Origin of the sequence: Kosakonia sp. PSU_27, assembly GCF_039409795.1 — a bacterium.
Lineage (GTDB): Bacteria > Pseudomonadota > Gammaproteobacteria > Enterobacterales > Enterobacteriaceae > Kosakonia.
Map to the genome: position 1 here is coordinate 370,119 of NZ_JBCIVK010000003.1, position 16,522 is coordinate 386,640.

At 51.8% G+C, this 16,522-nt stretch carries 13 protein-coding genes and 1 tRNA gene; 5 read left to right on the plus strand and 9 right to left on the minus strand.

All coding sequences use genetic code 11. From position 1 onward, the window contains the following. The first annotated feature begins 5 nt into the window (after nt 1–5). Complete coding sequence (locus AAIG26_RS08685) at nt 6–2,051, plus strand: ATP-binding cassette domain-containing protein (protein WP_343180478.1); 2,046 nt, start codon at nt 6–8, stop codon at nt 2,049–2,051. 478 nt (nt 2,052–2,529) lie between these two features. Here the strand turns inward: AAIG26_RS08685 and AAIG26_RS08690 are convergent. The 3 genes from AAIG26_RS08690 to AAIG26_RS08700 all read right to left on the minus strand — a co-directional run bounded on the left by AAIG26_RS08690 (nt 2,530) and on the right by AAIG26_RS08700 (nt 4,689). Next, nucleotides 2,530–2,606: transfer RNA gene (locus tag AAIG26_RS08690), tRNA-Pro, on the minus strand. 76 nt (nt 2,607–2,682) lie between these two features. Continuing rightward, nucleotides 2,683–4,443, minus strand: coding sequence for an LPS biosynthesis-modulating metalloenzyme YejM (yejM, locus tag AAIG26_RS08695; RefSeq protein ID WP_343180481.1), 1,761 nt, complete (start codon nt 4,441–4,443; stop codon nt 2,683–2,685). Between the two features lie 18 nt (nt 4,444–4,461). Beyond that, on the minus strand, nt 4,462–4,689 hold the full coding sequence (locus AAIG26_RS08700; protein ID WP_017458551.1) for a YejL family protein: 228 nt from the start codon (nt 4,687–4,689) through the stop codon (nt 4,462–4,464). 133 nt (nt 4,690–4,822) lie between these two features. Between AAIG26_RS08700 and yejK the strand changes: the two genes are divergently transcribed. After that, a complete protein-coding gene (yejK, locus tag AAIG26_RS08705; protein WP_065370492.1) occupies nt 4,823–5,830 on the plus strand; it encodes a nucleoid-associated protein YejK in 1,008 nt (335 codons plus the stop codon). 226 nt (nt 5,831–6,056) lie between these two features. Here yejK and rplY read toward each other — a convergent pair whose 3' ends face one another. Continuing rightward, complete coding sequence (gene rplY, locus AAIG26_RS08710; RefSeq protein WP_017458549.1) at nt 6,057–6,341, minus strand: 50S ribosomal protein L25; 285 nt, start codon at nt 6,339–6,341, stop codon at nt 6,057–6,059. Nucleotides 6,342–6,464: 123 nt separating this feature from the next. After that, complete coding sequence (locus tag AAIG26_RS08715) at nt 6,465–8,225, minus strand: DEAD/DEAH box helicase (protein ID WP_343180482.1); 1,761 nt, start codon at nt 8,223–8,225, stop codon at nt 6,465–6,467. A gap of 149 nt (nt 8,226–8,374) precedes the next feature. On the opposite strand from AAIG26_RS08715, the gene rsuA reads away from it, so the two are divergent. From rsuA to AAIG26_RS08730, 3 genes are all read left to right on the plus strand, one after another. Beyond that, complete coding sequence (gene rsuA / locus AAIG26_RS08720) at nt 8,375–9,082, plus strand: 16S rRNA pseudouridine(516) synthase RsuA (RefSeq protein WP_343180483.1); 708 nt, start codon at nt 8,375–8,377, stop codon at nt 9,080–9,082. Nucleotides 9,083–9,096: 14 nt separating this feature from the next. After that, entirely contained in the window at nt 9,097–10,290 is a 1,194-nt protein-coding gene (locus AAIG26_RS08725; RefSeq protein WP_020454414.1) for a Bcr/CflA family multidrug efflux MFS transporter, read from the plus strand. 335 nt (nt 10,291–10,625) lie between these two features. Continuing rightward, on the plus strand, nt 10,626–10,970 hold the full coding sequence (locus AAIG26_RS08730; RefSeq protein ID WP_020454413.1) for a YejG family protein: 345 nt from the start codon (nt 10,626–10,628) through the stop codon (nt 10,968–10,970). Nucleotide 10,971: 1 nt separating this feature from the next. On the opposite strand, the gene yejF is transcribed toward AAIG26_RS08730, so the two are convergent. The 4 genes from yejF to AAIG26_RS08750 are packed head-to-tail and all read right to left on the minus strand — an operon-like array spanning nt 10,972 to nt 16,506. Then, nucleotides 10,972–12,561 carry a microcin C ABC transporter ATP-binding protein YejF gene (gene yejF / locus AAIG26_RS08735; protein ID WP_343180484.1) on the minus strand — a complete coding sequence of 530 codons (1,590 nt, stop codon included), beginning with the start codon at nt 12,559–12,561 and terminating at the stop codon, nt 10,972–10,974. Between the two features lies 1 nt (nt 12,562). Next, nucleotides 12,563–13,588 (minus strand): microcin C ABC transporter permease, encoded by a 1,026-nt coding sequence (locus tag AAIG26_RS08740; RefSeq protein ID WP_343180485.1) that lies wholly within the window; start codon nt 13,586–13,588, stop codon nt 12,563–12,565. Next, nucleotides 13,588–14,688 carry a microcin C ABC transporter permease YejB gene (locus AAIG26_RS08745; RefSeq protein ID WP_017458542.1) on the minus strand — a complete coding sequence of 367 codons (1,101 nt, stop codon included), beginning with the start codon at nt 14,686–14,688 and terminating at the stop codon, nt 13,588–13,590. The genes AAIG26_RS08740 and AAIG26_RS08745 overlap by 1 nt, the downstream gene beginning before the upstream one ends. Before the next feature lie 9 nt (nt 14,689–14,697). Further along, nucleotides 14,698–16,506 carry an extracellular solute-binding protein gene (locus AAIG26_RS08750; protein WP_343180487.1) on the minus strand — a complete coding sequence of 603 codons (1,809 nt, stop codon included), beginning with the start codon at nt 16,504–16,506 and terminating at the stop codon, nt 14,698–14,700. Nucleotides 16,507–16,522: the final 16 nt, after the last annotated feature.

The window sequence follows — 16,522 nt, forward strand, 5'->3', positions numbered from 1 at the left end:
ATATTATGAAAGAGAAATATTATTCTTCTCCTGAAATGGTTTATCAAGGAGAAATATCCGAGTGTGGGCTTGCATGTGCTTGCATGATGCTCAATACCTTAGGTGAAAATACTACGTTAACTGACTTACGTGATAAATGGGGTGGCGGTGATGGTACGTCCCTCGATTTATTAGTTACTATACTTAAATCATACGGGTATGAGGCCTTACCGGTTAAATTTGATGTTAGTAGCATTCAGTATTTACCCGTTCCATGTATATTGCATTATGGCGGAAATCATTATGTTTATGTATATAGTCATCACGGTGCCTTCTTTCAGGTTTTAAACCCTGCTACTGGCAGGCTAATGATCTCGGCCGAAGAACTTGAATTATCGGCAACGGGGTTTGGCTTGATCCTTGATGAATCATTATATAAGGATAAAAAAAGCTCGGGTAAAATTAGAAGTGAAAGCGGGTGGCTAGAAAAACTCTCTTTCCCGGGGATTATGAAAAGATGTTTACTGGCAATATTTTTGTCGCTCTTTTCTTTGATTACGCCGATGCTGTTCTCATTTATATCGAAAGATCAACATTTCTTCGTAGATGAACAGATCAATATTATGTTTATGGGAATGATTTTGCTGTTTTGTTTTATATCATTCCTGCAATACATTAGTAACAAATATGGTTTAAATGCAGCGATAAATGCAGCAACCAAATATAAACCTTCATTGTTTAAGCGGTTATTGAAGAAAGATATTTCTTACTATGAACGACGATCTTCTGCTGATATTAATCAGCGGATTAATTCCATTGGAATGGCTATTCTCAACAGGGAAAAAATACTTAATGATAAATATAAGGCACTGATTATAACAGTTATAACTCTATGTATAATGTTATGGCTAAATGTTGTTTTGTCGATCCTTTCAATCGGAACTATGGCAATTTTTGGTTGCGTTAGTTATTACTTTGCAGGTATCAAAAAGTCATTTGCAAAAAGCTTTGAAGAAAGTGTTTCGGATATTGAAACATTTAATCTTGAAACAATAAATGGAATCCAGGCTATTAGGTCTGGTGAGCTAAGCACTGGCATTCTTGGAAGGTATAATCATTTACTTGAAGTGTTGTTTCATCGATACAAAAAGGTTAGCTCAACTGATATTAGACAGAATGCAATATTTTCATTTCTGAGTAACATTGATTCAATGTTGTTTTTGTGGATCTCATTCTATAGCATAAGTGAATTACATATATCTTACGGAAATGTGATTGCCTTTTGGTTTTTCAGACGGATTGCGATGGATAGCATCAATCAATTCTATCAATGTTGCGTTGCACAGAAACTGCAAAAGGTCTCTGATGAGCGATTAAAAGATATGTTATCTTACAAAGAAATCGACATTACTCGTCAGCATTCTACAATTAAAGAATCAGTTTGTGTCCAGAATCTACAATTTGGTTATGGACCCGATAGTGCAATTATTAAAAATTTAACTATTGAAATACCGTTGCATTCCAGGACCGCTGTAATAGGAACTTCCGGTGCCGGGAAAAGCACCTTATTGAAATTATTGGCTGGATTATATAAGCCAGGAAACGGTGATTTCATTATAGATGGTCAAAAAATAAATAAAGATGACCTGCATCTGTTTTATTCCAATGTGTATTATCTTCCACAAGGCTCTATCGTATTTAACGGCACGATTTATGATAATATCGTCTGGTATAGTGGTGGAGAGGCTAATGAACGTGATTGCCGCGAAATGTTGAGGAAATTTGGTTTATTGGAGGTAATTACATCTTTGCCTGCAGGGTTGTACACTAAAATATCGCCAGGTAATCCCGTTCTCTCTTCCGGTCAATTACAACGATTGATGCTTTGCAGGGCATTACTTTCATCTAAATCTATTATTTTGCTCGATGAGCCGACCGCTAATCTCGATGAAAAAAGTGCTATGCTGGCATTAGACTCTTTAATGACCAGTGATAAAACGATTGTATTATCTACCCATGACGTTAAAACGTTATCCCTGTTTGATAATGTTATTGACCTGGATAATCTTTGACCGTTATGCATGCGGTAACTATCTGAAAAGAAGCTGGCTTATGGCCAGCTTCTTTTTAACTTTTAGGTATTTCAAAAACGGTAATGCGTTTCAAGATGTATTATTGGCAAGGAATTAGACCATAGACCAGAGTCAATTGCGGGCATAAAAAACGCAGGGTTTGTGCTATACAGGCTCTTAGTGTAAGTACCCGGCTTAATCGACCCATTCACTTTCAGAGCTCTTCCTGCATATTCATTCTTGCCCATGAAGGCGCTCGCTATGCGTAAAGCCCGTTTTACTGAGCATCAGATCATCACTGTGTCCAGGATGGTTGAAGCCGGATGAACAGTGAAAGATGTCTGCCGTGAGGCCGGTATCTTTGAACTGTAAATGTATCAGACTGAACTGCTATGAATGAAAAAAAACCGCAAACACAGTGTGAATGCGGTTTTTATCGAGGTCTATGGTCTGAAATGAACCACACCATATTGTAATTTGGTCGGCACGAGAGGATTTGAACCTCCGACCCCTGACACCCCATGACAGTGCGCTACCAGGCTGCGCTACGTGCCGACATGTGGCGCTAATACTACCCTTTTCATGGCTGAATGCAAGCTAAGGGCAGACTGAGTGATTCATAATTAATCAATCAGTTAGCGATAAAACGTTTTTCATCCGTCAGAACCTGCAGCAGCAAACTGAGTTGCGGTTTCTGATCGCGAATTTTCTCACCCTGCGCATTCCAGGTCTGGTAATTCCCATTCTGGTTCAGCACCAGCGTTATTTCCGGTGTGGTAATCGCCAGCTCGTCGCTATCCGCAGCGGTTACCCAGTTATGACGACGCGTGGCGGTAAACAGATCCTGACCTTGTGAATACTCGCTTGCCGGCGTGCTGACATGCAGCAGACGCTGCATCAGCGTGGTCATAATGTCTTTATGATCCGTTAACTTGCTAACACGTTGCGCAGGCGTTCCCGGCCAGTGCACGACCAGCGGTACATGCAACCGGCTACGTGACCAGTCAAAATGGTTGCCATCTTTGCTTTCCGGAACGCCGTGTCCGGCGGTAATGATCACCACCGTGTTATCAAGCTTACCGGAGGCGCGCAGGGCATCCAGCACCCGTGCAATCTGATCATCGACACTGGCCGCGGCTTTGCCATATTTACGGGCAAAGCCGGGCTGCGACATATCAACAGACGCGGTGCCGTTTAGCGAAATCCACGAGAACCAGCGGTTATCTTCCTGCGCATAATGCCCCAGCCAGCTAATCCACTGGTCGGCGGTTTGCTCATCGCTCTGCACTTTTGCCGCGGGCAACGAAAAATCAGATAACAGTGCCTGGCGATAGAGCGGGCTGCTAAAACCGTCGGAAGAGAACAACCCCAGTTGGTAACCCTGCTGGTTCAAAGCGGTAATAAGCGCCGCCGGAATACGCGCTGACAGCACGCCATCCTGGTAACTTGGCGATATGCCATAAAACAGACCGAAATAGCCGCCATCAGTGTTATTGCCAGAGCTCATATGCTGCGTAAACGTGACGTTTTGCTGGGCGAAGCTCGCCAGTTGCGGCATCTGTTTCTCATAACGTGAGTAGTTGAGACCGTCGACGGTAATCAGCAATACGTTCTGGCCGGAACCCATATCCTGGTAACGCAAATCACTTAGCGGATACTGTACTGATACCGCTTCCGGGTTGCCTTGCTCCACCAGGCGTCGCTGATAATCCTGCGCATCCAATAACCCGTGTTTTTCCAGAAAACGACGTGCGGTCATTGGGTAGGAGAGTGGCAGATTCGCCCGCTGCATGGTGATGGGGCGATAGAAATTGGCGTCGGCCCAAATGTACATCACGTGAGTGGCAATAAAGGCGACGAAGAAAAAAGCGGCCAACGGTTTGGCAAAGTGGCGACGCCGGGTAAGGCTGCGCAGTTTCTGCCAGCTCCAGGTCGCAAATAACATCTCAATCAGCAGGATCACCGGCACGCTGATAAACATTAATTGCCAGTCACGCGCGGTTTCATTCTGGTCCGGGTTAATGACCAGTTCCCAGACGATCGGGTTGAGATGCAGGTGAAAACGGGTAAAAACTTCGCTGTCTATCAGCAACAGCGTCATGCCGGCGGTCGCCAGCAGCGCTGACAATACGCGCATCAGCCGCTGGGACATCACAATAAATGTCAGTGGAAACAGCACCAGCAGATAAGTGGCGAAAACCAAAAAACTAAAATGCCCGACCACGCTCAGGTAGGAGTAAATACGTCCGGAGAGGGTGGTCGGCCAGTCGGCAACAAACAGATAACGGCTACCGAGCACGATGGACAACAGAATGTTGAACAACGCGAACCAGTGCCCCCAGCTTACCATCTGGGAGACTTTTTCACGGTAGCGCTGACGATTGGTCACCATAAACTGTCGCTATTTCCCTTAATGCGCCTGGTCGTCGCCGATGGACGATTGTAACGCCTGCGCGAAAGACTTCGCGATAGCCTGACGCTGTGCGGGGGCGACGCTGGTGTTAATCAGGTTCGTCACCATATTGCCCAACACCATCAGAGAGAGATCGGTCGGTGCTTTGTGTTTTTCCAGTACGTTAGCCAGCTCACTCAGAAGCTTTTCAACGTGTTCATCACTGTAGCGGGAGATTTGTGGCATAAATCGAAATCAGTCTGTTCATGAAAGGGCAACATATTACCGTAGCAACAGCTTTTTTTCTGCTTTTTTATCAGCAGTTGCACAGTCGCGTTGGTGGTGGTTGAATACCGCCGGTCTAAAAGGAGAGTTTATCATGAGTCTGGACATCAACCAGATTGCCCTGCACCAGCTTATCAAACGTGATGAGCAAACCCTCGAACTGGTGCTGCGCGATTCTTTGCTGGAACCAACCGCGCCTGTCGAAGAGATGGTCGCTGAGCTGCACCGGGTTTACAGTGCGAAAAATAAAGCCTACGGCCTGTTTAACGATGAGAGCGAGCTGGCGCAAGCGCTGCGTCTGCAGCGCCAGGGCGAAGAGGCGTTTCTGGCCTTCAGCCGTGCGGCAACCGGGCGCTTACGTGATGAACTGGCAAAATATCCGTTCGCCGATGGCGGTATTGTGCTTTTCTGCCACTACCGATACCTTGCGGTGGAGTATCTGCTGATCGCCGTGCTGAACAACTTAAGCAGCATGCGCGTTAATGAACATCTGGATATCAGCTCTACACACTATCTGGATATTAATCATGCGGATATCGTTGCACGTATCGATCTCACGGAGTGGGAAACCAATCCAGAGTCGACCCGCTATCTGACATTCCTGAAGGGCCGGGTAGGGCGAAAAGTCGCCGACTTCTTTATGGATTTCCTCGGCGCCAGCGAAGGGCTGAACGCCAAAGCGCAAAACCGCGGGTTGTTGCAAGCGGTGGACGATTTTACCGCTCAGGCGGAGCTGGATAAATCAGAACGCCAGACGGTACGCCAGCAAGTTTACACCTACTGTAATGAGCAGTTGCAGGCGGGCGAAGAGATTGAACTGGCGTCGCTCTCCAAAGAGCTGGCAGGCGTGAGTGAAGTCAGTTTCGAGGAGTTCACCGCAGGTCAGGGCTACGAGCTGGAAGAGAGTTTCCCGGCGGATCGCAGCACGCTGCGTCAGCTGACTAAATATGCCGGTAGCGGCGGTGGCCTGACCATCAATTTCGATGCGTTACTTCTCGGCGAGCGCATTTTCTGGGATCCGGCGACCGATACGCTGACCATTAAAGGTACGCCGCCGAATTTGCGTGACCAACTGCAACGCCGCTTGACCGGCGGGAAGTGATCCTCTGAACCTGCCCGTGTGGGCAGGTTTTCTGCCATGCGCCCCGCGGGAGCCGTTAACCCGGGTATCGATTTCACATGACTGCGCGCGAGCATTGCTCAACCAGCTTAAATGCGAGCTGGCAGTGAAAGAGGATTATTCGCGTATGGGCGGGCCAGCCGCTTATCGATAGTGAGCAGGCATAAAAAAACCCCGCCGGAGCGGGGTTTCTTCAACTTGTCGGCGATTAAGCGCGAACGAAGTCGATGTGAGTCAGTTTGGCTTTGTACGGGTGACGTTGTACAGCCTGAACTTTCACTTTTACTTCTTTGCCATCAACAGCGATGGTCAGAACTTCGCTATAGAACTCAGCTTTCGCCTGCATGTTCCACAGTTTGTCGTGATCCAGTTCGATAGCGATTGGCGCTTCAGTTCCACCGTAAACGATAGCCGGGAACTTGTTCGCTGTGCGCAGGCGGCGGCTCGCACCCTTACCCTGCTCTTTACGTACTTCTGCGTTAATAGTAAACATTTGAATCTCTCTTAAATAATCCTGTTACAGGCGACCCAGCAACAGGCAGATGATCGGCTTTGCGGATGCAAAAGCGGGCGGTATTCTATCCCTGAATGTTCGATACATCAATCAAAAGCGCGTTTATCCCCGTAATTCATGTGCCCGCCGGAAACGGCCTTCATAATCGAACACTTTTTCCCGCACTTGCCAGTACTGGCCTTTCATCCGCGCGACGACGAAATCAGGGTGGCGTAACAACGCCTGCTGCGCCACGATATCCGCCGCGACAATCCAGCGCAGTGGCACGCCTGGCGTGCGAGTGTGGGGGCGAATAAAGAGTTGTTCAAAGGCGGTGCGTTGTGCGGCGGTTTGCAGGCGGAAGCGCTCACTGACATCCGCACCATCTTCATCGTAATAGGTGATTTTCAGCCATTCGCCTTTATCATCCGCGCCCTGTTGCAACGTCATACCACTACAGCGCAGCACCAGCGCATCCTTCAGTTTCAGCGCCGCTTTTAGCATATCGTCCGGGTCGACCAGCACTGTATCGCAGGTGCGACAGCGCCGGGCGGCGATATCATTTTCTGCGTTGCATTGCGGGCAGTTTTTAAAGCGAAAACGGAAATCGCACTGCTCGCGGTGGCCGTCATCATCTTCCAGCCAGCCTTGGCAGCGGCGACCAAAATGTTCAATCAGCGTGCCGTCGGCGGTGGTTTTTCCCCAAAAGGTATTGGCAAAACCGCACGCCGGGCAGAACACTTGCACCGGCACATTATCGCTTTTACCTTTTGGCGCACCGATTTCCGGAGCGTAGAGATCGTGCGGGTTGCCCGCGTAGTCCAGGATCAGGCAGTCGGTTTTTCCTGGCGCGAGGCGCAGGCCGCGACCAACAATTTGCTGATACAGGCTGACGGATTCGGTCGGGCGCAGAATAGCTATCAAATCCACATGCGGTGCATCAAAGCCGGTTGTCAGTACCGCTACGTTTACCAGAAAGCGAAATTGCTGATTTTTGAAGGCTTCGATTAAAGCGTCACGCTGTGGACCGGGGGTGTCACCGGTGATCAGCGCCGCATCATCGGCAGGTAACAAGCCGGTTATCTCGCGCGCGTGTTCGACCGTAGCGGCAAAAATCATCACCCCTTTGCGCGTCTGTGCAAATTCGACAATCTGGCTAACAATGTGCGGCGTAATGCGCTGCTGTTTTTTCAGTTCGCGGTTCAAATCCGCTTCGCTAAAAAGGCCATTACTTTGCGTCTGCAAACGGCTGAAATCGTACTGCACTATCGGCATATCCAGCCGTTCCGGCGGTGTCAGGTAGCCGTGCTTAATCATGTAGCGCAGCGGCAGTTCATAAATGCAGTCGCGAAACAGCGCTTTTTCATCACCGCGCACCATGCCGTGATAATGAAAGCGGTAAATCCAGCCTTTACCGAGGCGAAAAGGTGTCGCCGTCAGGCCCAACAAACGCAGGTGAGGGTTCACTTCGCGCAAATGGCTGAGGATTTGCTGATACTGGCTGTCATCGTCGTCGCCGATGCGGTGGCACTCATCGACCACCAGCAGGGAAAATTCGCCCTGAAACTGTGCCAGATTACGCGCAACGGACTGAACGCTGCCAAACACCACTTTGCCGTGGCTCTGCTTGCTTTTAAGCCCGGCGGCGAAAATATCGGCCTCCAGCCCAAGCGCGACATATTTCGCGTGGTTTTGCGCTACCAGCTCTTTAACGTGCGCCAGCACCAATACACGCCCGCGCGCCAGCCGCGCCAGTTCGGCGATAACCAGGCTCTTTCCTGCACCGGTGGGCAGCACAATGACCGCAGGTTCGGCATGTTGACGGAAGTGGGCGAGGGTGGCGTCCACGGCTTCGCGTTGATAGGGGCGTAAGGTAAAAGTCATTATCTCGCAGGGGTTACACATTCACACTGCACAGTATGCCACGAATCTTTCCTTTGAGCGGTCTGTGATGCTCGTTATACTGTTTGGGTACTCATTTCTGTTTTCGGGCGTATTGCCCGCACCCAGCACCATACAGGCAAAAAAATTTCATGCGACTTGATAAGTTTATCGCTCAGCAACTCGGCGTCAGCCGCGCTATTGCCGGGCGTGAAATCCGCGGCCAGCGCGTTACGGTCAATGGTGAGATCGTCAGAGATACCGCCTTTAAACTGCAACCCGAACACGAGGTTGAATACGACGGCAATTCCCTCGTTCAGCAAAATGGCCCACGCTACTTTATGCTGCACAAGCCGGAAGGTTACGTCTGCTCGACGGACGATCCGGATCACCCGACGGTCCTCTATTTCCTCGATGAGCCGGTGGCGCATAAGCTGCATGCGGCGGGGCGCCTGGATATTGATACCACCGGTCTGGTATTGATGACCGACGATGGTCAATGGTCGCACCGCATTACTTCGCCGCGCCATCACTGCGAAAAAACCTATCTGGTGACGCTTGAATCGCCGGTCGCAGATGACACCGCTGAGCAGTTTGCCCGTGGCGTACAATTGCATAATGAAAAAGATCTCACCAAACCAGCGGTGCTGGAGGTTATCACGCCGACACAAGTGCGTCTGACCATCAGCGAGGGGCGTTACCATCAGGTAAAACGGATGTTCGCTGCCGTTGGCAACCATGTTGTGGGTCTGCATCGTGAACGCATTGGTGAGATTGCGCTTGATGCGGATCTCGAACCGGGCGAATACCGGCCATTAACCGAAGATGAAATTGCCAGCGTTGGCATGCCACCCCGCTAATTCAGGAGATTTACGTGACCCGCAGGCCACACTCATCACTGAGCATTGTGTTTATCCTTGGTCTGTTGGCCATGCTGATGCCGTTATCCATCGATATGTATCTGCCTGCGCTGCCGGTGATTGCCGAACAGTTTGGCGTTCCGGCGGGCAGCGCACAGATGACGCTGAGTACCTATATTCTGGGCTTTGCGGTCGGTCAGTTGTTATACGGGCCGATGGCCGACAGCATCGGGCGTAAGCCGGTTATTCTCGGCGGCACGCTGGTTTTTGCCGCCGCTGCCGTTGCCTGTGCACTGGCGCAGAGCATTGAGCAGTTGATTACCATGCGCTTTTTTCATGGCCTTGCGGCGGCAGCGGCAAGCGTGGTGATTAACGCGCTGATGCGCGATATTTACCCACGCGAAGAGTTCTCCCGCATGATGTCGTTTGTCATGCTGGTGACCACCATTGCGCCACTGCTGGCCCCGATGATTGGCGGCGCGGTATTGGTCTGGTTCAACTGGCACGCCATTTTCTGGATCCTGGCGATTGCCGCATTGCTGGTCTCGGCAATGATTGTCTTTTTTATCCGCGAAACGCTTCCGGTTGAAAAACGGCAAAAATTCCATTTCCGCACCACGCTTGGCAACTTCGCGTCGCTGTTTCGCCATAAACGCGTACTGAGCTATATGCTGGCGAGCGGTTTCAGCTTTGCCGGTATGTTCTCTTTTCTCAGCGCCGGGCCGTTTGTCTATATTGAAATTAACCATATCTCACCGCAGGACTTTGGTTACTACTTTGCGCTGAACATTGTGTTCCTGTTTGTGACGACGATGATTAACGGTCGCATCGTTCGCCGTGTTGGTGCCTTAAACATGTTCCGCAGCGGGCTGTGGGTGCAATTTGCCATGGCGTTGTGGATGGTGGTGACGGCGCTGCTGGATGTCGGTTTCTGGTCGCTGGTGCTGGGCGTTGCGGCGTTTGTCGGCTGCGTTGCGCTGGTGGCTTCAAACGCGATGGCGGTGATCCTGGATGAGTTTCCGCACATGGCGGGCACGGCATCATCACTGGCGGGGACGTTCCGTTTTGGCATTGGCGCCATTGTGGGGGCGCTGCTGTCGATGGCGACCTTTAACACCGCCTGGCCGATGATTTGGTCAATTACCTTCTGCGCTACCTGCTCGATTCTCTTCTATCTCTACGCCAGCCGGGCGAAAAAATCGGCATAACCCGCCTGAACAGGGAGCAAAAACGCTCCCTTTTTTGATACATGTCAACCAGAAACAACTTACCTTTACATGCATTTGTTTATTTTATGTAAAATCTATTCGTGTAAAAAGTCACATCATTGTAGTGAAAAAGGTTGAGTTAGATCGCAGAAACGGGTACATATACCCCGAAACCGGGCCTGTCGCTTACCCATAAAATCCTGATAAATGAGTGACTACCCCACACGCCACGCGGGATGCGTTCATTTCTGTGTGGTCGACAGGATGAATTGTCAATAGTGTGTTAATATAAGTGTGAAATATTTGTGAAGTAAAAGTACTTCCGGGGAAAGAACGTGAATACATTACAGCTCTCCATCATCCACCGTCTGCCCCAGTCCTATCGCTGGTTAGATGGTTTTGCAGGTGCCAAAGTTGAACCGATTCCGCAAAATGGTCAGGCAGCGGACGACACGCTTGTCGCCTTAAAACTGTTGAGTCCGGATGGCGACAACGCATGGCCCGTCATGCACAAGCTCAGCCAGGCGCTGAGCGATATCGAAGTGAATTGCTCCGTGCTTGAGTGCGAAGGGGAACCGTGCCTGTTCGTCAACTGCGAGGATGAGTTCGCCGCGACGTGCCGCCTGAAAAATTTCGGTGTTGCCATCGCGGAACCCTTCTCAGGACAAAATCCTTTCTGATTTAGCTTAATGCCAGAAGCTGGCGTGTATACGCCTGTACAGGCGCATCAAACACACGTCGGCACTCTCCTTGTTCCACTACTTCACCCTCTTTCAGCACAATCACTTGATGGCACAAGGTGCGCACAACCTGCAGGTCGTGGCTGATGAAGATGTACGCCAGCCGGTAGGTTTCCTGTAAGGCTTTCAGCAGTGCGAGGATTTGCGCCTGCACCGTGCGATCCAGCGACGATGTCGGCTCATCGAGAATAATCAGCTCAGGCTTGAGGATCAGCGCACGGGCGATAGCGATACGCTGGCGCTGGCCGCCGGAAAACTCACCCGGGAAGCGGTGCCGCGTTTCGGCATCCAGCCCGACTTCACGCATCACCTCGATCACACGCTGTTCGCGCTGTTCACGCGAGAGCTCCGGGTGATGCACCCGCAGCCCCTCTTCGATAATTTGCTGCACATTGAGCCTTGGGTTCAGGGCCGAGTTCGGATCCTGAAAGACCACCTGAATACGGTGGCGTACCGGCAGCATCTGCTTGCGGTTCCATTGATGCAGCGGTTTATTATCAAACAGGATCGTCCCGCGCGAGGCAACCAGACGCAGCAACGCTAAGCCGGTGGTACTTTTCCCCGAACCGGATTCCCCCACCAGACCGAGCGTTTCACCGGGGCGCAACGTAAAGCTAATGTCCTTCACCACCGTGTTGTTATCCACCACGCGCTTAAAAATCCCTTTGCGGACTGGGAAGCTAACGGCGAGATTTTCAACCCGTAACAAGGGCTGTGCATCGGGATGAAGGGCGACGGGCTCGCCGCTGGGCTCGCTATTGAGCAGCTTTTGCGTATAAGGATGCGCCGGTGCGCTGAACAAGGTCTGTGCACTGTTTTGCTCGACACAGCGGCCGTTTTGCATCACCGCCACATTGTCCGCCAGCTTACGCACAATGCTTAAATCGTGGGTGATAAACAGCAGCCCCATGTTCAGCTCATCGCGCAGCTCGCGCAATAACGTCAGGATTTGCGCCTGCACGGAGACATCAAGTGCGGTCGTCGGCTCATCGGCAATCAGCAGTTCGGGACGCGTGAGCAACGCCATTGCGATCATCACGCGCTGGCGCTCACCGCCGGAAAGCTGATGCGGGAAATCGGTCAATCGTGCGCGGGCGTTGCGGATGCCCACGCGATCCAGGCAATCAAGCATTTCTGCCCGCGCCGCTTCACGCCGCATACCACGATGCAACGAGAGCACTTCATAGAGCTGTTTTTCGAGCGTATGCAGCGGGTTCAGGGAGACCATCGGCTCCTGGAAAATCATGGCGATTTTATTACCGCGCACGCCGCGCAGGGTTCTTTCGCTGGCATGCAACAACGAGTCGCCATGAAACAGGATATCGCCGGAAGGGTAAACCACCGGCGGTGAGGGAAGCAGGCGCAGGATCGATAACGCGCTAACGCTTTTACCGGAACCGGATTCGCCCACCAGCGCCAGCGTTTCGCCCGCCTCAATCCGCAAGGAGAGGTCATTAACGACAGTATGCAGCGTATCACGCTGGCGAAAGGCAATACTCAGCGCATCGACAGAGAGCAGGGGAGTCGCCATTTTACACCGCCTTATTGGGGTCAAACGCGTCGCGTACGGCTTCGCCAATAAAAATCAGCAGCGAAAGCAGCAGCGCGGTAGAAACAAACGCGGCGATACCCAGCCACGGTGCCTGTAAATTATTTTTGCCCTGCAATAGCAATTCGCCGAGCGACGGTGAACCGAGCGGCAGACCAAAGCCGAGGAAATCGAGCGAGGTGAGCGTGCCGATCGAGCCGCAAAGGATAAACGGCAGAAAGGTCAGGGTGGCAACCATTGCATTGGGCAGCATATGACGCAGGATAATACCGCGATCGCCCACACCCATGGCCTGCGCGGCGCGGATATAGTCGAAATTACGCGTACGCAGAAATTCGGCCCGCACGACGCTCACCAGCGTCATCCAGCCGAACACCACCGTGATGCCGAGAAGCCACCAGAAACCTGGCTGGATCACACTTGAAAGCAAGATGATTAAAAACAGCGTCGGTAATCCTGACCAGACTTCAATAAAGCGCTGTCCGAGTAGATCGATTTTACCGCCGTAATAACCCTGTACCGCACCGGCCAGAATACCGATTACGCTGGAAAAGAGAGTCAGCATTAAACCGAACAGTAGCGAGATGCGCGTGCCGTAAAGGAGTCGCGCCAGCACATCTCCGCCGTTCGCATCGGTACCGAGCCAGTTTTGCGCCGAAGGCGGGGAAGGGAAGGGCTGCGTGGTGGCGTAGTTGATGCTGCGCGCCCCAAAACGCACCGGTGCCCACAGCACCCAACCGTGCTCTTCAAGCTGCTTTTGCAGCCACGGATCCTGATAATCAGCAGGCGTTGCCAGGGGGCCGCCAAAATCGCTTTCGCTGTAATCTCTCACCACGGGCGCGAACCACTGTCCCTGATAGCGCACCAGCAGAGGCTTATCGTTAGCCACCAGTTCGGCGCACAGACTCAGAATAAAAATCACCAGGAAAATCCACAGCGACCAGTAGCCGCGGCGGTTATGGCGAAAACGCGTCCAGCGCGCCCGATTGATGTAGCTTAATTGAACCATCAGCGCCCCTCGAAATCGATGCGCGGATCCACCAGCGTATAGGTGATATCACTGAGGATATTCAGCAGCAGGCCGATCAAAGAGAAAATATAGAGTGTGCCAAACATTACCGGGTAATCCCGTGAGACGGTGGCTTCATAACCCAACAATCCCAGCCCGTTCAGGGAAAAAATCACCTCAATCAGCAACGAACTGGTAAAAAACATGCTGATAAATGTCGCCGGAAAACCGGCAATGACCAGCAGCATAGCGTTACGAAACACATGTTTGCGCATAATATTGCGCTCACTGACACCTTTGGCGCGCGCGGTTACCACATACTGCTTACGGATCTCATCAAGGAAGGAGTTTTTGGTCAGCATGGTCAGCGCGGCGAAACCACCAATCACTGTTGCCAGCACCGGTAGCGCGATGTGCCACAAGTAGTCGGTGATTTGCTTATACCACGGCAACGTGTCGAAATTGGTCGACACCAGCCCGCGCAGCGGGAAGAAGTCGTAATAGCTGCCGCCCGCGAAGAAAATAATCAACAAGATGGCAAACAGAAACGGTGGAATCGCGTAGCCGACAATAATCAGCGCACTGCTCCAGCTATCAAAGCGGCTACCGTTATAGACCGCTTTGCGAATGCCAAGGGGAATCGACACCAGATAGATAATTAGCGTGCCCCACAGGCCAATGGTCACCGAAACCGGCAGGCTGTCTTTAATCAGTTGCAACACCGACGCGCTGCGAAACAGGCTGTCGCCAAAGTCGAAACGCGCATAATCCCACAGCATTTTGAAATAGCGCTGGTACATCGGTTTATCAAAACCGTAGCGCTTTTTGATCTCTTCAATGACTTGCGGATCAAGGCCGCGACCACCGCGATAGTGGCTGTTATTGCTCAACGCATCGCCGACGCCTGTGCGTGCATGTGTGGCACCCATTCCGCCACCGCCGCTACCGGGGAGGTTGCTTTGGTCGCCATACTCAATAGCCGCAATAGCCTGATCGACCGGGCCGCCGGGAGCAATCTGCACGATAAAAAAGTTGATGGTGATAATTGCCCAAATCGTAGGGATGATCAGCAATAACCGACGAATGAGATACGCGCCCATCTCTTCTCCTTAACGTCTGGCAGCGGGCAGTTTCGCCGCCTTGTTTACGTCATACCACCAGGTGTCAAACCCAAGGGAGTAGACGGGGCGAATGCCAGGCATGGAAAACTTATCCCAATAGGCGACGCGATCGGCTGCCATGTACCACATTGGCAGCATGTAATAGTTCCAGGTCAGCACGCGATCCAGCGCGCGTCCGAGCGGAAGTAACTTCTCTTTGTTTCCCTGCCAGCGGTTGATCTGCTCGATCAGGTTATCGACCGCCGGGTTTTTGACGCCGGCAGCATTATACGAAGAGTCAATGTATTGCGAGCTCCAGGAGATTTGCAAATCGCCGCTCGGCCACGGTTGCGCGCGCCACAGACTCGGCATCATGTCATAGTCGCGGCGGCGCAGACGATTGGTGGCCTGCGAGTTATCGACTTGGCGCACATCCATATTGATGCCAAGCCGCGCGAGGTTGTGCTGAAACGGCAAAACCCACTGCGTATTGCCGCCGGAGGGCAGCAGCAGTTCAAAGGTTAAAGGCTGGCCGGTTTTGGCATTAACGCGCTGCTGATTTTTCAGTATCCAGCCGGATTCAGTGAGCAATTTATCGGCTTTCAGCAGGTTTTCGCGGTCATAGCCGTCCGCGTTTGATTTTGCGGGCGAATAAATGGAGGTAAACACTTCCGGCGGCACCTGTGCTTTTAGCGGCGCCAGAAGCGTCAGCTCATCAGCGTCAGGATAATTACGCGCAGCATATTCGGTGTTCTGAAAATAGCTGTTGGCGCGGCTGTATGCCCCGTAGAACAGCGCTTTGTTCATCCATTCAAAATCAAAGGCCAGCGACACCGCTTCGCGCACGCGGCGATCGCTAAATACCGGACGCGTGGTGTTAAATGCCAGCCAGCGCGTATCCTGCGCGGAGGTATTTGGCTGCTCATCTTTAACGATATACCCCCGGCTGAAATTGCTGCCGATATAGCGCGTCGCCCAGTTTTTCGCATCGCCTTCGCTGCGCAGGTCGTAAGCGCCAGCTTTGAACGCCTCGAATGCCACATTGTCATCGAGGTAGTAGTCATAACGAATGTTGTCGAAATTCCAGCGCCCCCGATTTACCGGTAAATTTGCCGCCCAGTAATCGCGAACGCGGGTATAGGCAATGTATTGCCCCATGCGCCAGGTGCTGATGCGATAGGGGCCGCTGCCCAGCGGCGGGCGGGCGAGCGGATCGCTCAGCTTATGATCTTTCCAGAATTTCTCCGGCATAATGGGCAGCGTTAACAGGCTGAGCATGTCCTCTTTACCCGGTTTGGCCAGCACAATACGCACGGTAAGCGGCGAGATAGCTTTGACGGTCGTGCCTTTGTAGACCAGGCGGAACTGCGGCACACCTTCGGTCATAAATTTCTGAAAGGTAAAGGCGACGTCGCTGGCGCGGATCGGTGAACCGTCATGAAATATCGCCCGCGGATTGATACTGATCTCCATCCACGAATAATCATCGGCGTAGCGCGCCATTTCCGCGACCAGCGGGTAATAGCTCCCGGGCTCATCGTCCGAGGTGGTAAACAGGGCGTCGTAGAGCGCTTCAGTGCGCACCGCTGGGTTCCCGCGTAATGCGTAGCGGTTGAAGTTATCAAACGTGCCAATGACGGACAGCGTGACGTTACCGCCTTTAGGCGCGGCGGGATTGACGTAATCAAAATGGGAAAAATTAATCGCGTATTTGGGTTCGCCAATAACGGCAAATGAGTAGCTCTCTTTTATGGTTTGCGCCTGACATGTCAGGCCGACAAAAGCCAGCAATAAAGCTGAAATGCGCACAAACTTCATCCGGTGTGTTCCTTTG

What these genes read in the sequence shown, in the direction of transcription:
- rplY (WP_017458549.1), bottom strand. Translation starts at nt 6,341, where the DNA reads ATGTTTACTATTAACGCAGAAGTACGTAAAGAGCAGGGTAAGGGTGCG.
- rsuA (WP_343180483.1), top strand. Translation starts at nt 8,375, where the DNA reads ATGCGACTTGATAAGTTTATCGCTCAGCAACTCGGCGTCAGCCGCGCT.
- AAIG26_RS08745 (WP_017458542.1), bottom strand. Translation starts at nt 14,688, where the DNA reads ATGGGCGCGTATCTCATTCGTCGGTTATTGCTGATCATCCCTACGATT.
- AAIG26_RS08685 (WP_343180478.1), top strand. Translation starts at nt 6, where the DNA reads ATGAAAGAGAAATATTATTCTTCTCCTGAAATGGTTTATCAAGGAGAA.
- AAIG26_RS08750 (WP_343180487.1), bottom strand. Translation starts at nt 16,506, where the DNA reads ATGAAGTTTGTGCGCATTTCAGCTTTATTGCTGGCTTTTGTCGGCCTG.
- yejK (WP_065370492.1), top strand. Translation starts at nt 4,823, where the DNA reads ATGAGTCTGGACATCAACCAGATTGCCCTGCACCAGCTTATCAAACGT.
- AAIG26_RS08700 (WP_017458551.1), bottom strand. Translation starts at nt 4,689, where the DNA reads ATGCCACAAATCTCCCGCTACAGTGATGAACACGTTGAAAAGCTTCTG.
- yejM (WP_343180481.1), bottom strand. Translation starts at nt 4,443, where the DNA reads ATGGTGACCAATCGTCAGCGCTACCGTGAAAAAGTCTCCCAGATGGTA.
- yejF (WP_343180484.1), bottom strand. Translation starts at nt 12,561, where the DNA reads ATGGCGACTCCCCTGCTCTCTGTCGATGCGCTGAGTATTGCCTTTCGC.
- AAIG26_RS08740 (WP_343180485.1), bottom strand. Translation starts at nt 13,588, where the DNA reads ATGGTTCAATTAAGCTACATCAATCGGGCGCGCTGGACGCGTTTTCGC.
- AAIG26_RS08715 (WP_343180482.1), bottom strand. Translation starts at nt 8,225, where the DNA reads ATGACTTTTACCTTACGCCCCTATCAACGCGAAGCCGTGGACGCCACC.